The following is a 14,487-nucleotide window of genomic DNA, read 5'->3' on the forward strand; positions in this document are numbered from 1 at the left end:
AGGACACGGCTAGCTGCCCGAAGAGCGCGAACCCAGCGTTCGCAGGTTCTCCTCATGTCCCTCGCGCGTGATCTGGTAAAAGGAGATGCACGCCATGACGGCCAGGAACAGCGACAGGACCACGGGGACGTACACCGCGCCGAGCAGGAATATGGTGTCGTCGGAAACCTCGCCCTGCTGCGCGCCCGCCCCCAGGCCGATCGCGGCGAGGACGAAACCTGCAAGAACGATCCCGAAGCCCTCGCCCCATTTGCGCATGAAGGTAGCCGCCGAGAAAAACAGGCCTTCGGAGCGACGGTGCGTCCTGACCTCGGCATCCTCGACCAGGTCGGCAATCATCGATCCGGCAAGAACCTGGTAGCAGATGATCAGCGCGACATCGATCGTGATGGCGGCAAAGATGATCGGAAACAGCAGCGGGTCGCCATTTTCGGGCATAAGACCGGCAAGACGCAGTACGATGGGAAGCGGCGAGCCTATAAACGCCAGTAGTCCGATGAATATGGCGCCCCGTTTCTTTCCCCATTTGCGGCTGATGACCGGTGCTAGCGGCGAGCCGATCGCCGCCGAGATGAAGACGCCCGACGTCAGGATGCCGATTTCAGTCGGGGTGAAGCCCCAGAAATATGTGCTGATGTAGAAGGTCAGGCTTGCCCCGAAGCCGCTGGCAATGAAGCCGAGCAGGGAGGCGATGAACAGCGCCGCGAAGGAGCGTGTCTTCAGCGTTTCGAAGATCTCCCCAAAGATGGCGCCGAGGGTCAGCTGCCGGCGCGGCGGCGCCTCGGGGAAATGCGAAATCTCTCCGTGCGTTCCCAGGGCGGAAAACATGATCGCGAAGAACATCACCGCGCAGGCCATCATGGCGTAGATCCGGTAGCTTTCCGGATTGAACTGGCCATTCGGGATGGTGGCCGTCGCCATCGCCGGAAAGATCACCGTGAAGCTTATGATGGTCAGCACATTGCCGCCCGACCAGCCGAAAAAGGCCCGCCAGCCCATCAACGTCGCGCGCTCGTCATAGTCGCTGGTAATTTCCGCGGCGAGCGCAGCCGCAGGCGTTTCGTAAAATGTGATCAGGGTCCGAATGACGACCGTCATCGCCAGCAGGTAGACGAACAGCGCCTCCTGTCCCCACCCGTGCGGCGGCACCCAGAGGAAGTAGTAGGCAACGGTGACCGGAACCGCGACAGCGTACATGAAGGGATGCCGGCGGCCCCATTTCGAGCGCAGATTGTCGGACCAGTAGCCCACGATCGGGTCGGAAAATGCGTCCGCAATCAACGCGATCAGAAGCGCGGTCGATACGAACCTGGGATCGAGGCCGACGACCTGCGCATAGAAGATCAGCAGGAAGTATTTCAGCCCGTGATCCTTCACGGCATAGGCGACCATGCCAAGGCCGTAGGCCAGCTTGGTCAGCAGCGACGGCTTGTGAACCGCGCGCGCCGCATCCGGCGAAGTGGCAGCAACATCCGCCGCCAAAGCTTCTGCGCTCGTCCTCTGATCCATTGCAGCTTCCCGACTATTCGTTGAAAACGCGGACGGTTCGTCAGTAGCCGGCTGCTCGTCCGATGGCCTTGCCGTCGACGATCTGGTCGAGATACTCGCTCATGCCGAAGCCGGTCATTCCCTCGCAGCGATACTCGGTCATGGCCTCGGTGATGCGCGTCATCAGCTCTTCACCGTCCGGCGTCGTGCGCCGGTTGCGGAGCGGGATCAGCGACAGCACTTTTCCCGAAACCTCGTAGCTTTTGCCGGCGGCAGTGCGGACCGTCGCGCGAAGCGCGGTCTGATAGTCGTCGGCATCCCAGTCGCTATCCAGTTCGCAGGCGGTGACGTCGTCATAGACGCCCTCTCGGAACACCATGCCGCTTGCGCGGGCACCGCCTTCGCCGTCACCCATGACCGTGAACATCATCCCGAAATCGGGGGAGAAGTTCATCGGACACCAGCGATACCAGCTGATGGCCTGCCAGTGGCGGGGACCCCAGCTCTTGTCGCGCAGCCCGTAGCCGTCGAACTCGTGCGTCTCCCCATCGACCTCGACCGTACCGGCAACCGTGCAGTGCTGCTCGTAGTGCGCCTTTGCGAAGGACTTTTCCGGATCGATCTCGATTTCGCTGCCGTCTTCGCGCACGGCCTCGCCCCCATACATGGGCGACACGCCCGAATAGGTCAGGGAAACACGGCACGGCACCCGGGGGTTGTCCCGAAACGCTTCCTTCGGCCGCGCCATTTCCTCTGGCCGGTCGAGAATCAGGATTTCCCCCTCAAAGCTAACCTTCAGCCGTTTGAAGGGCTCTTCGACGGCGATGGAGAGCCCGCCCGCATCCAGCGCATCGTTGGAGGAGATCGAGGGCCGGGCGAACATGAATCCGACGCGCCCTTCGGGCAGGTACAGGCACACCGTCATCTCGGCGTAGCCCTGGTTGGGCCGGTTGCCGATGCGGAACCAGGCACCCAGGCGCGTTTCGGGGTCGAACGCGTTCAGGTACATGCTTTCGTTGTAGTTTTCAGCCGCGCCTGGATCGTGCGGATATTCGTCTTCGGGCGCTAGCTTGTATGTCAGTCCGACCGGCAGTGCCGCCATGGTGTGACCTCCCCAGAGATATGGACCAGAAATTTATAACATGTTTCGATTTTGATGAAGACGGCGATTCTGTCAGGGACAGAGGAGCTGACTGAACCTGCCGCAACTCGCCGCGGCGCGTAAAAAAAGGAGGGACACGGCGGATCCTCCGCGCCCCTCCGCGGGAGGAACCCTAGAAGCGGAAGCCGACCGCCGCGCCGTAAAGCCGGGGATCGGTCAGGAATGTGTTGGTGAACAGTCCGGAGGACTGGTCGGTCACATAGCGTCCGGTTTCCGCCAGCTCGTCAAACGCGTTCTGGACGAATGCACGCACGTAGAAGCGTTCGTCCGGTGCGGCGACGGTCAGCTGCGCATTGACGATCGTATATCCGCCAAGCTTGTCCACCGGCTGATTGAAGTTCGTGGCCCAGAAGTCGCCCGTCATGTTGACGTCCACTCTCGGTGTCACTGTCCAGCCCGAACGGCCAAGCTCGAACTCATACTGCGCGCCGACGGAAAATTTCCAGTTGGGCGAGTTGAGAAGCTCGTTCCCGCTGAGGTCATATTCGACCCCGCCAGGAAGGATGGGCACGCCCGCGGCCGTGCTATTCAGCTCCACCAGATTGCCCCCCAGAATATCGAGTGCGCCGGAGGAAAGGGTGGCGGCGAGTGCGTCGCAGATCGAGAAGGCACCCAGCGCACGCGTTCCGGGAACAGCAACCGGAGCCTGAAGACCTACCCCAGCATTGAAGGCGCCGACGATGGCCCCAAGCTGTGACTGCGACAGGGTGTCGGACGTGACGACGCAGGTCGACGCGCTGGTCACATCCTTGATCATGACCGCATCTTCACGCCCACCCGAGGGATCGCGCGTGTCAGCCAGCTGCAGATCGGTGATCTTCGTATGCTGGTAGGACATGGTCGCGTTCAGCGTCAGGCCCTCGGTCGGCTGCATGATCGATTCCAGCTCGAGACCGTAGATCGTCGCGTCGGTATTGTCGTTGAACGACGTGCGATTGATGATCCGGCTGACCTGGAAGTCCTTGTAGTCGTAGTAGAACGCGGTGGCGTTCAGAACGAACGTGCCGCCGCCGAAGACGTTCTTCGTGCCGATCTCGAAGGCATTGACGAACTCTGGAGCGAAGGTTGCCGGCGCCTGGAACAGCGCGGGGTCAAAGGGCGGATTGATACCGCCGGGTTTGTAACCGCGCGAATAGCTCGCGTAGAGCAGCGTAGAATCAGAGAAGCTGGTAACCGGATTCCAGTCCAGCACGATCCGGCCCGTAAATTCCTCGAAAGAGGCGGACTGCTCGCGGTTCACCTGGTTGCCCGGCGTCCCGACATCGGCGTCGTATCCGACGGCTTCCAGATATTCCTCGGTGATCGTCTCCGTTCCGAAGGGTATCGGGAAGTTGGCGAGGAACTGACGGTCGCTGACGAATTTATCGTCCTTTGAATAGCGCAGGCCGCCGGTCAGCTTCAGCTCGTCGGTAATGTCCAGATAGGCCTCACCGAAGATACCCAGCGTCTCCAGCGTATAATTGTTCGTTTCCGAATTGAAGAAGGTCGGACCGTTGACCGCGGTAAACCCGGTCGCGGGACCGACAAGCAGCAGGTTGGCATAGTCCAGAAGCGACGACACCACGAAATAGTCTGAGACCTTGGTGTGGTTCTCCAGATAAATGCCGCCGAGCAGGAAGTTCAGCGGACCATCGAAGTTGGAGGCTACACGACCTTCGACCGACCAACTGCTTCCGTCGGCTTCGGACACGTCAAACTCGGTCGTGTTGTCGGCGCAGCGGTTCACCTGGCCGCCGATAAAGCCGACATAGTCCCGGTTTGGCTCGGACGCGCAGATTTGGTTGCCGTTGAATAGCGGCGTGGACAGCAGGCCGGCCGCAATCGGGTCGCCAGCCGCCGCACGGCCCTGAAGCCCCTGAACGAACGGCACCAGCGAGTTCGTCACGGCCAGGTTATAGTCGCTGCGAACGCTGTAACTTCCCTCGGTATACCCCCCGTTCAGGGTTGCGGTTACCGCGCCGAAGTCATGCTCGATCTCGCCCTGGATGGTCAGCCCCTCCGAAAACCAGGTCGGCTCGAAGTCGGCTTGGACCTGACGGAAGTCGTCGGGATTCGTATCGGAGAACAGGCTGTCTCCATAGACGCTGCCCGTGCCATAGGGGGCAAGGCTGAAGTCCGGGATACCGTCCCCGTTGGTGTCCATGGCTGTCGCGATGCCCAGGAATTCCTGGCTTGTCAGGATAGAGCCGAGGGTCGCATTTCCGTTTGGCGTGTCGAACCCGAGCCGGTCGGGACGGCACCCGAGAATGCCGGTCTCGTCACGGGCGCAAAGCTGCTTCGAAATCCGCGAGCGGTTCGAATCCTCACGTGTATATTGCCCAACGACGTAGGCGCGTGTGTTCGAGGTTGGCTCGAAGCTGATCGTTCCGCGCAGCGAGTAATTGTCCCGGCCATCGACATCGCCGCCGCTGAACAGATTATCCACATAGCCGTCGCGGTTCAGGTAGATACCGGCAAGCCTGACCCCGATCATGTCGCTGAGGGGCATGTTGACCATGCCCTTGGCGGTGATCGCATCGTAATTGCCATACTCGAATTCGCCCGCCGCTCCGAAGCCGGAAAGGTCGGGCTTTGCCGTAATCAGGTTGACCACACCGCCCGTAGCGTTTCGCCCGAACAACGTCCCTTGGGGGCCGCGAAGAACTTCGATACGTTCGAGATCGTAAAACTCGCTAGCGAACAGACCTCCATCGCCGATCAGAGGTCGATCGTTGAAGTGAACCGCCACGCCGACATCGCCGGAGGTTGCCACCGCAGGCGAACCGATACCGCGAATGGTGATATTGGCACCGGTGCCGAAGTTCGATTTCGCCAACGTCGTGTTCGGCAGGGAAAATTGCAGCTGCTGACCGTTGTCGATCTGCTGGGCTGACAGCGCCTCATCCGAAAAGGCGCTGACCGCGACCGGAACGTCCTGCAGGCTCTCCGCCTGACGCTGCGCGGTTACGATGATTGTCGGAATGCCGGATGGCAGGCTCCCCAGAGCGGACTCCGGAACGCCCCCGGGACTCGGCGCGGTACTTGCCTCTTCAGGCGATTGCGCCAGTTCTTGCGCCGTTGAGGCGCTGCCGACCAGTAATGCTGTAATGGAAGCAGATACGCAAAGCGCAACTCTGCTGTGTGCGAGCTCAAAAACCACAGGCGCCCTCCCCAGGACTATGTGTGTCAACCTCGACGGGGAGGGTTCTTTTTAGATACTCGCCCCCCAACAAGGCAGAGCTGTTATGCGCCTAGGGTCGACTTGATGTCGAGTCAGGACGAACCTAACAAAAGTACCATAAATGATATAATAAAGTGGGTTACACTACTTTTCGCGTCTTCTTGAGTACCACTCAGCTAAGATATCTCATCTTAGAAAGTGGCGCTTTTCCGCCAGTTTATTCTGCTTGCCTGGCCCGTTGCGCACCTACGAGGAAGCCGCCCTGTCAGTTCGCTCTGACGACGCGGGAGCAGCGGCCATGCTGTGGCTCTGTACGTCCTGAAATGATGGGGCGGGGCTGAGTCCGGCGCGAACCGCAGGCAGACCCAAGGCGAAAATCTATGGAGGTGCAGGCAGTCGCGCGAGCAACTGTCTCCTCTCGCCTTCTCTCGTTTACAGCGAATCTACAGGGAAACATGCCCGAAAAGGCGCGCCACGCTTTCTTCGGCGAGAAAAAAAGCGCGCTGATAACCGAACCTTGCGAGCCATTTCCCTGTTTCCCGGAAACAGGGAATTTTGAGCTGGTAACAGAGGCCTGAATCCCGGCGATCAGGGATCGGCATGCCGGCTCCAGGGAGTTCCTGTGCAGGAAACTGGGTAGGCCGAAACATCGCGTTTATCGAGGTTGCCCAGAGCGTTCATCGCCGAGACGTAGGAGCCGAGGCCTATGAACCGCAGCGCCGCCGCTCTGTTGCGCTCCTTCGTGGCGTAGCTCTCGAGGATCTCGCCTTCGTCGGCTCTAAATTCCTAGTCGGCGCCGAATTTCGGGCACCTGGCTGCGTGCGACTGGCGTGGGCCGGTCGCTCCCCTTGAGGATGAGCTCCGTGTCTTGTCCCCGGGAACGACGTTGGAAACGTTCTACCTTGCGCAAATTGGCTATCGCCGAACGGTGGGTGCGCAAAAAGGTCGGTGTCGACAGGACCGAATGCCACCAGCGCAGCGGACGATCATCAACCAAGGTTTCGCCCTGTTCGAGATGAAGTAGCGTGCCGCTATCATCGGCATGGACAGCGCAAATGCTGTCCATAGTCACACTGCGAGCAGAGCGCCCGCTGCGCACGAAGATCGGCACGGACGCCGTGCGTTCGCTTTGTTCCGCCTCCGTTTCGCGTCCGCGCGGCGCGCCTGCCGCTCGACTGACGGCGATCAGCGCAGCGATCTGCGTGCATGCGTGAACTTCACTCTCGGTCCAGCTGCGCTGTTGACTGGTACAGTCGAGGCCTATGCACGCTGTCAGGCCATCATCGCACATGACCGGCACGGTCAGCGTGCTGACGATGCCTTGTAAGCGGAATTCGCGCTGTATCCCGCGCATCCCGCGCGAGAGCTTATCGACATCGTTGATCGCCAGCGTTCGCCCTTCCTTGAGCGGGAGCAGCATGTCGCCGAGCAACGTCACCGGCACATCCTGAAGATCCTCGACATGAGAGGTCACCCCTTCGGCGCACCATTCATTGGTGTTCCGCATCAGCGTCAGATCGTGATTGAAACGTAGTACCCAGGCCCGGTCCGCCCACGCCGACCGGCCGACGATCCGATCCTCGATCATTGGGCCAAGGCCGCGGGGGCGTCGATCGACGAGTGGCTGGCCGACGATTTCCATCGGCGCTGATCATGGGCCGTGAGCGGAACGTCCGGTTTACAACGAGCGATAGAGGGAAGCTGACGTTCAGCCGTCCCTTGCTCAAGAAAGCGGAGTTCCATGTTCGAAATCAGAAGCCTTCGCATCAGAGTGAAGGGAATGATCATGGAGCACCGTTTTTGCGTGAAGTCTCCGTTCCACGCGGCTTCCGCGGAGAAGGGATACGCTGCGTCGCATCCCGAGCAATTCGAATCACTAGGAGGCCCTAGAACCGGCTGCGAAGTGTAATCCCGTATGTTCGCGGCTCGGCGAGATACGCGGAATAGGTTCCCTGAAAAGCGCTGTCGAAGATGACCTGCGTATAATCTGTGTCGAAAAGGTTCTTCGCCCAGCCTTCGATTGCCCAGCTGCCCTCCGGACCGCGCACACCGAGGCGAGCATTCACGACGGTATAGCCGTCTTGGATTTTTACATCTCCGAGGCTGGAGCCCGTATTATAGTCGCTGGTTGTTCGCGCGTTCACATACACGAGGCCCGAAAGGCCAGTATCTGCGATCGGCGGCGTCCAGCTGAGCGCGTTGGTAACGACGAATTCCGGTGCATTCGAAATGCGCTCGCCGGGAAGGCGGCGAAGCGATGGATTGAGGGGATCGCCGTCTGCGGAGCCGACGAGATTGTCGGCATAGCGCGTGTCGGCGTAGGTCAGTCCGCTCGAGATGCTAAGATCCGAAGTCGGCGCCATGGTGGCCTGTAGCTCAATACCCTTGGAAGTCACGCCTGGCGAGGTTTCACCGCTGGGGCAGGCACCGGTTGCCGGGTCCGTGTCCCTGTCCGCGCCGGCCAGGTCGGCATTGCAGCCGGTAATCGACTCCACGATGTAGAGTGTGCCGTCGAACGTATTCAGCTGGAAGGACGAGAACTCAGAGTAGAAGGCGTTCGCCGAAATCGTGAACCCGGTATAGTCGAACTTCGCACCGATCTCGTAGCTGTCTACCGTTTCTGCGTCGAAGCGCAGGTTTACCACGTCGGCGGGATCAAGCGGCACCACCGGCGCGCCCAGCGCGCCGCGGTCGAGATTGAAGCCGCCTGCCTTGTAGCCAGTCGAAAAGCTGCCGTAGACAAGCACCTCCTCGGTCGGCTTCCACGAAAGCGACGCCGTCCCAGTGATCTCATCGTCGTCGATATCGTCATTGAGCGTGATGCCGTTCAGTTCGGAGCTCGAATTGCCAAGGCAGGCAAGAGTTACGATGCCAGGTGAAACGCCCGGAATGGCCCGCACCTGCGGACAAATCGTGTTCGAATTGTCGAAATCGACGTCGAGAGTCTTGTCCTCCTTCGTCCAGCGCAGGCCGAGAGTAAGGTCAAGGCTGTCCGTCAAAGCGAAGATATTGTGGGTGAAGACCGCGAAGCTTTCGCTGTTCTGCAGGTAGCGCGTTCCCTCGTCGCCAACATTGCGCACCTGCGAGAGCAAGTTGAGCCCCTGCGCCGTTGCGGGAGAGCTCTGGCCGAGAACAAACTGGCCGATTGGTGAGAGGCAACCCGGCGCACCCGGCTGTGCTAGCTGCGCGCTGATCCCGAAGGCGACGAGGCAGGCCGAGAACGGCCCATAATCGTCGCCGAATTTGAGACCGCTGCCGGTGCCGAGCGTCTCGTCCGAATAATAGCCGCCGACGAGCCAATCGAGGCGATCGTCGAACGCCGTCCCCTGGACCCGCACCTCCTGTGAAAAGGTTTCGAACTGACGTCCGTCTCTTCCCTCGGAAGGGACGAAGAGCAGATCGGCCCGGCCGTAATCGGCATCCGCCCCCTGAGCGTTGCTATATTCGCGGTAGGCCGCGATGGAGGTGACGTCCGCCGCTCCGAGGCCCCATTCGATCTGAAGCGACGCTCCGTAATCTTCGGTCGTCCCCTCAAACCCGCGCCCCGGCGACAGCGCGATGTCCCGTTCGAAGGAATCGTCACGCGACGGATAAAACTGATCGAGCGTCGTTCCTGTGACGGCTTGCAGGATTGCTACTGTGCTATTGTTGGCGGGATCGAGAAGTGCCGTATTTCCCGGCGCGATTGCGTCAGTGGCATAGACGGCGGCGCAGCAGGCCTCTTCCCGCCGCGAGTAATCGCCGATCAAGCGGACGGACAGCGCGTCGTTCGGCTCGAAGAGCAATTGTCCGCGCACCAGATACCTGTCACGCGTGTTCACGTCCGTGTCGTTGGTCTCGTCATAGTAGAAACCATCGCGCGTCTCATAGACACCCTCGATCTTGGCTGCGACCGTGTCCGAAAGTGGGCCGGTAAAGCCAGCCTCCCCCCGCCAATAGTCGTAATTGCCATAATGGCCGTAGGCGTAGCCGCGCGAGATAAACTCCGGTTCCCGGGTAATGACGTGAATAAGACCTGCAGAGGCGTTGCGGCCGAACAGCGTCCCCTGCGGACCGCGCAGCACTTCGACGCGGTCGACCTCGCCCAGCTCGTTCATGCCGACGCCTGTCCGAGAGCGGTACACACCGTCGACAAAGATCGCGACCGAACTTTCGAGTCCCGCATTATCGCCGACGGTGCCGATGCCGCGGATGCGCGCGGACGTGTTCGCTTCGGATCCTGTCGAAGACACCAGCAGGGAGGGTGCCAGCTGGTTCAGTTCGCGAATGTCGTTCGTGCCCGAGTTCTGAAGTTCCTCCTCACTGACCGCATTGATCGCGATCGGCACATCCGTCAGCGCCTGCTCGCGCCGGGTCGCCGTAATGATGATGACGTCGGTGGCGGGTCGCGACGTTTCCGCGGTAGGCGCCTGAGGTGTGGTTACCGAAGAATCCGCTGGATCCATGGCCTGCGCGGTAGCCGGCGACATTTCGAGAAGGGCGCTGGCGGCGGCGCCTGCGAACAGAATGGCGCGAAAATTCATGTTGGATCCTCCCATCTGATCGGTCCTGTTCCGGACCTTCTCACCGTCAGATGCACCGCTGCGCAGGAGAAGCCAAGTTAATTTTCACGCGAACCACTAAGGTGTCTGGTTTTTGAAGGTCTGCGTATGAATGCTTTGAGGGGCTTATAACCTTCGCACCACTGAACGCGTCTAATGGCGACGTTCATTTGCGTTGGCAAACGCACATATAGGAGTTCACCTCCGCGCGATGATCGGGCATGAACGACGCGAATGACGCGTCACAGGAAGAGGGAAGATGACCAGGGCGGCCCAAGAAACCACGCGCGAAGAGCTCTACCGGCTGGTCTGGTCTAGCCCGCTTTCGAAAGTGGCCCAGCACTTCGGCATGACTGCGAACGGTATCGCGAAGATTTGCGACCGGCTGAACGTCCCGCGTCCACCGCGCGGCCACTGGACGTCTCCTGCAAAACGGGCTTCACAACCGCCGCTTGGCCCTTCGCCCGAGGGCGGCAACGAAATCGTCGTTCTTGGCGGCAAGCGTTCGGCGGCACGCCGCCCTCGGTCGCGCCTAAGCGCGGAAGAACGAAATGCTCAACTCCTGGACGCCGCAGCGGAAGTCGCGCTGCAGAGCGGACTTCAGGACGTTACTCTAAAGCGCGTCGCGCGCGACGTGGGGATCAGTGAGGCGCAGGCGCACAACTGCTTCCCAGGCCGGCTGGACTTGCTACTCGCGCTCGCGAGGCGCGAGATTTCTGAGGTGGAGACCCAGCGCCGCCAGCTTGTCGCGCGTGGAAACGACCGGATAGCGAGCATCGTCCTATCAACCGTCGCCTACCTTCACGAGGTCGACCGGCGCGGGCCGCTGCTTCAGCTTTTGCTGCGGCTCCGGGACGTTCGGGACGGCCTGCAGGAAGAACGCGCAGTGGCGGCTTCGGAGGCACGGGAACCAATTCTACGGGCGCTGGAAGAGCGTTTCGCTGTCGAGCGGAGCGTCGCAGCGGCTTCGACAAGCGCGCTAACGGCTCTGTGCGTTCGGGCCGGAAGCCTCGTCGCCGCCGGTCGCTGTGACCTGACGACCGCGGAACTACTCTGCCTGCCGATGGTGATTGCCGGCGCGCGCAGCAATGAAACGGCGGCAGGGCGTCTGACCTAGGAAGGTCAGCTGCGAAAAGCGGCGACGGGGCGGATCGATAGCAGTGAAGCTTCGACCAAGCGCCGGCACGTAACGTCCGCGTCGGCCGGCGATAGTTCACCTCGCCCAAGCTGCCTTCCAAGCTCCTCCGGCACTGCCGAAAGCATTTCAACGGCGACGATCGCCTCCCGGATGGCCATGTGATAGCTACGGTGAAGCCGCCGTGCGAACCGCCCGAGCATCAGGTTTCGCCTGACGAGTTGACCGAGTACGAGCGACGTGTGCGGCACTTCGCGAAGGATGATGTGAAGCGTCGGCCCGTGCGTGGCCACGTGACGCATATAGATGAGAGCTGCGTCTCCGGCCGCGGACAGGATGTTACTTTCCTCCGCGCAGGCAAGGAGGCCGGCCGATGCCAGGCGGTCCAGCTCCCGCTTCAGCACGCTGTCGATGAGTGCGTTCTGGTCCTCGAAGTAGGCGTAGATGAGGGCGCGGCTCACACCGAGTGCGCCGCTGATATCGTTCATCGAGAGTTCGACGGTTGCGTGGTCGCGGATCTGCCTCTCGGCCAAATCAACGATTTCGGAAATGCGATCCTCGGAGCGTTTCCGCCGCCCTGTTCTCCGCGTATCTGCCTCGGCACCTTGCATCCATCTTTGCTAGGCGCACGCAAGGCGGGAGGCAAATGGAGGAGCGCGGAAAAAAGACCGCCGCCCGTAACGGACGGCGGTCTAAACTCTAAGGGGAGGGTAAGCTATTCTGCTGCTACAGCTTGCGGCTGCGGTGCCATGTCCAGCAGTTCTTCGTAATTCCGCCGGAAGAATGCGTCCTTGGAGGCATCGTCTACGGCTTCGAGGCTCGCATCGAACTTGCCGAGCGGATCCTTGGTGCCCTCCGGATGCGGGTAATCGCTTGAAAACATGAAGAGTTCTGCGCCCGCGTCGTTGATCATCCGGCCGACATCTTCGGATGGGAAGGGCGTAAACTTGACCGCCCGGCGGATATATTCGGAGGGGAGGAGTTCCATCCCCTGCAGATAGGGATCGGTCCGCTTGAACGAGCGGTAGCCGCCATCGAGCTGGCGAAGGAATTCGGGCACCCAGCCGGCGCCGCATTCGACCACCGCGCCGCGCAGCTTCGGGAAGCGTTCGAAGACGCCGTCATAGACCATCGCCGTCAGGAACATCTGCGGTGCGTAGCCGAGGCAGGGATAATCGCCAAAGCGGATATTCTCGCCGCCACCGTGCAGGTCGGGCGCCCGCTCTCGGCCATTATTGTGATAGGCCACCGGCTGCGACATCGTTCCGGGGCCAATGTGAAGCGTGAACGGAATGTTCGCCTCCTGGAGCCGGCGCCAGAACGCATCATAGACGGTATGGCCGGGGGACCGTTCGCCCGCGGGGGCATTTGCGGGAACGAGGACCGCGCCGGCGCCATCGTCCAGCGCCTTTTCAAGCAGATCCATAGCCCGCTCGGGATTGTCGAGCGGCACGAACGCTACGAAGACGAGGCGCGGATCGGCCTTGCAGAACGCCGCCTGCGCCTGGTTCAGGGCGTGAGACGCCTTGTAGAGCGTATCCTCGTCCTTCGCGCGGCGAACGAGCGCGAGCCCGAAAGTCGGAAAGACGAGCTGCGAGCCAAAGCCGAGCCAGTCGAGCGCGCGCACGCGCTCTTCGGTATCAAACGCGCCGTAGCCGCCCCAACCTTTTTCGCCCGAAATGATGTTCTCACGCGCGGCGGCGTCCTTCTCTGGATCGGACTTACGCTCTTTCGCCGTTTCGATGACTTTCAAAATACGCTGCCCCGTTTCGGCGCCGCCATAGAGCGCGCCCAGCGAATCGAGCAGGTCCGGATCGAGATATGGCGCAAGCCAATCACCTGTCTCCATGGTGTGGCTGTCAGCATCGTGAATTACGCGGCCGTCGGTGTAGGTCATGAATCTTCTCCTCTCCCAAACAAAGCACCCAAGTCTCGGCGCCTAGATACAGTTTATATGGTGCGCATGTCAACAAGAGCCGTTCCGGGATGCAGGAGCATTTAGTGACCGGTCCGCTTGTTGCCGTTTCAAACTTGTGGTTCGCTGGTCAAGCGTGGGCAGAAGGCATCCGCAGAAGCTCGATCGGATGGCCATCGGGATCCGCGGCGATGGCGACGCGCGCTGCGCCCATGTCCATCGGCGCCGCGAGGTTCCTCCCGCCATTGGCGAGCATCGCCTGGTGAACGGCGTCGACGTCATCGAGCAGGAAGCCGAGAGGGCCGTGCATGTTGCCCGGCGTAAGCGCTCGCGCGTCCTTCCACCGGCACAGGATGAGCCGTAGGCTACCAGGATGCGGGGGCGCGAGGATCCATTCATCAAACTCGCCGGCGTCGATCTTCCGCTGCACGGTGAAGCCGAGCGCAGTTTCGTAGAACCGGGCCGACTCTTCGAAGTCGGACACGAAGAGCTTCACGAACGCCTGGGCTGGTTTCCCGGTCACTGAGGCGCTCGGCCCGTATCGCCGGCCGGCATCGAAAAGCCGCCGTAGCCGCGACCGCCGTAAAGCAGGGCGCTACTCGGGCCGCTGAGATGGATCGAGCGGACCGCGCAGAACAGCACATGGTGCGTCCCATAGGGATGGGCTTCATGCAACTCGCACTGAAGCGCTGCGGGAGCTCCGATGAGAAGTGGAGGCTCGTGAGTATCATCCTGCCACGATCCCTCCTGGAAGCGGGCGTCACCCTTGTGGCCGCGTCCGCCGGCAAACCGGTCGGCGAGCGACGCCGAATCTTCGGGCAACATGTTCAGGCAAAGGCGCCGCGTCGCCGTGATCGGCGGCAGCGCCGAACTCTTGCGGTTGAGGCAAAGTACAAGCGACAGCGGGTCTGCGGCGAGCGAGCAGACGGCAGTGACGGTGACTCCAAAACGCGCACCGTTTTCCCGTGCGGTGACGATGTGGACCGTCGTGGCGAGACGCGACATCGCCTCTCGGAAATGGCCAGCAGCGTCGGGCTCGTGCGCATATCGAACTGACATTAACTCCGGATCCGCCCCATTCCCATT

10 protein-coding genes are annotated in these 14,487 nt (G+C 61.3%); 1 reads left to right on the forward strand and 9 read right to left on the reverse strand.

The window, feature by feature from the left end:
* Nucleotides 1-9 precede the first annotated feature (9 nt).
* The 5 genes from KCN53_RS14490 to KCN53_RS14510 form a co-directional block, all read right to left on the reverse strand.
* Entirely contained in the window at nucleotides 10-1,509 is a 1,500-nt protein-coding gene (locus KCN53_RS14490; RefSeq protein WP_088713060.1) for an MFS transporter, read from the reverse strand.
* Between the two features lie 40 nt (nucleotides 1,510-1,549).
* A complete protein-coding gene (locus KCN53_RS14495; protein WP_088713061.1) occupies nucleotides 1,550-2,590 on the reverse strand; it encodes a DUF7064 domain-containing protein in 1,041 nt (346 codons plus the stop codon).
* Nucleotides 2,591-2,762: 172 nt separating this feature from the next.
* The gene (locus KCN53_RS14500; RefSeq protein ID WP_172406274.1) at nucleotides 2,763-5,789 is read right to left on the reverse strand and encodes a TonB-dependent receptor; all 3,027 of its coding nucleotides are present in this window, start codon (nucleotides 5,787-5,789) and stop codon (nucleotides 2,763-2,765) included.
* 799 nt (nucleotides 5,790-6,588) lie between these two features.
* Entirely contained in the window at nucleotides 6,589-7,398 is an 810-nt protein-coding gene (locus KCN53_RS14505) for a LytTR family transcriptional regulator DNA-binding domain-containing protein (RefSeq protein WP_172406275.1), read from the reverse strand.
* 298 nt (nucleotides 7,399-7,696) lie between these two features.
* Nucleotides 7,697-10,333 (reverse strand): TonB-dependent receptor, encoded by a 2,637-nt coding sequence (locus tag KCN53_RS14510; protein ID WP_088713064.1) that lies wholly within the window; start codon nucleotides 10,331-10,333, stop codon nucleotides 7,697-7,699.
* Between the two features lie 277 nt (nucleotides 10,334-10,610).
* On the opposite strand from KCN53_RS14510, the gene KCN53_RS14515 reads away from it, so the two are divergent.
* On the forward strand, nucleotides 10,611-11,468 hold the full coding sequence (locus KCN53_RS14515; protein ID WP_088713065.1) for a TetR/AcrR family transcriptional regulator: 858 nt from the start codon (nucleotides 10,611-10,613) through the stop codon (nucleotides 11,466-11,468).
* 5 nt (nucleotides 11,469-11,473) lie between these two features.
* On the opposite strand, the gene KCN53_RS14520 is transcribed toward KCN53_RS14515, so the two are convergent.
* The 4 genes from KCN53_RS14520 to KCN53_RS14535 form a co-directional block, all read right to left on the reverse strand.
* Nucleotides 11,474-12,019 carry a TetR/AcrR family transcriptional regulator gene (locus KCN53_RS14520; RefSeq protein ID WP_172406276.1) on the reverse strand — a complete coding sequence of 182 codons (546 nt, stop codon included), beginning with the start codon at nucleotides 12,017-12,019 and terminating at the stop codon, nucleotides 11,474-11,476.
* 182 nt (nucleotides 12,020-12,201) lie between these two features.
* Nucleotides 12,202-13,383: an amidohydrolase family protein gene (locus tag KCN53_RS14525; protein WP_088713067.1), complete on the reverse strand. Its 1,182-nt coding sequence runs from the start codon at nucleotides 13,381-13,383 to the stop codon at nucleotides 12,202-12,204.
* Nucleotides 13,384-13,531: 148 nt separating this feature from the next.
* Nucleotides 13,532-13,924 carry a VOC family protein gene (locus tag KCN53_RS14530; RefSeq protein WP_088713068.1) on the reverse strand — a complete coding sequence of 131 codons (393 nt, stop codon included), beginning with the start codon at nucleotides 13,922-13,924 and terminating at the stop codon, nucleotides 13,532-13,534.
* Nucleotides 13,921-14,460, reverse strand: a complete 540-nt coding sequence (locus KCN53_RS14535) for a flavin reductase family protein (protein WP_088713069.1) — start codon at nucleotides 14,458-14,460, stop codon at nucleotides 13,921-13,923. The genes KCN53_RS14530 and KCN53_RS14535 overlap by 4 nt, the downstream gene beginning before the upstream one ends.
* Between the last annotated feature and the right edge of the window lie 27 nt (nucleotides 14,461-14,487).

The sequence above is a fragment of the Pacificimonas aurantium genome, assembly GCF_020092905.1.
Taxonomy (GTDB): Bacteria; Pseudomonadota; Alphaproteobacteria; order Sphingomonadales; family Sphingomonadaceae; genus Pacificimonas; species Pacificimonas aurantium.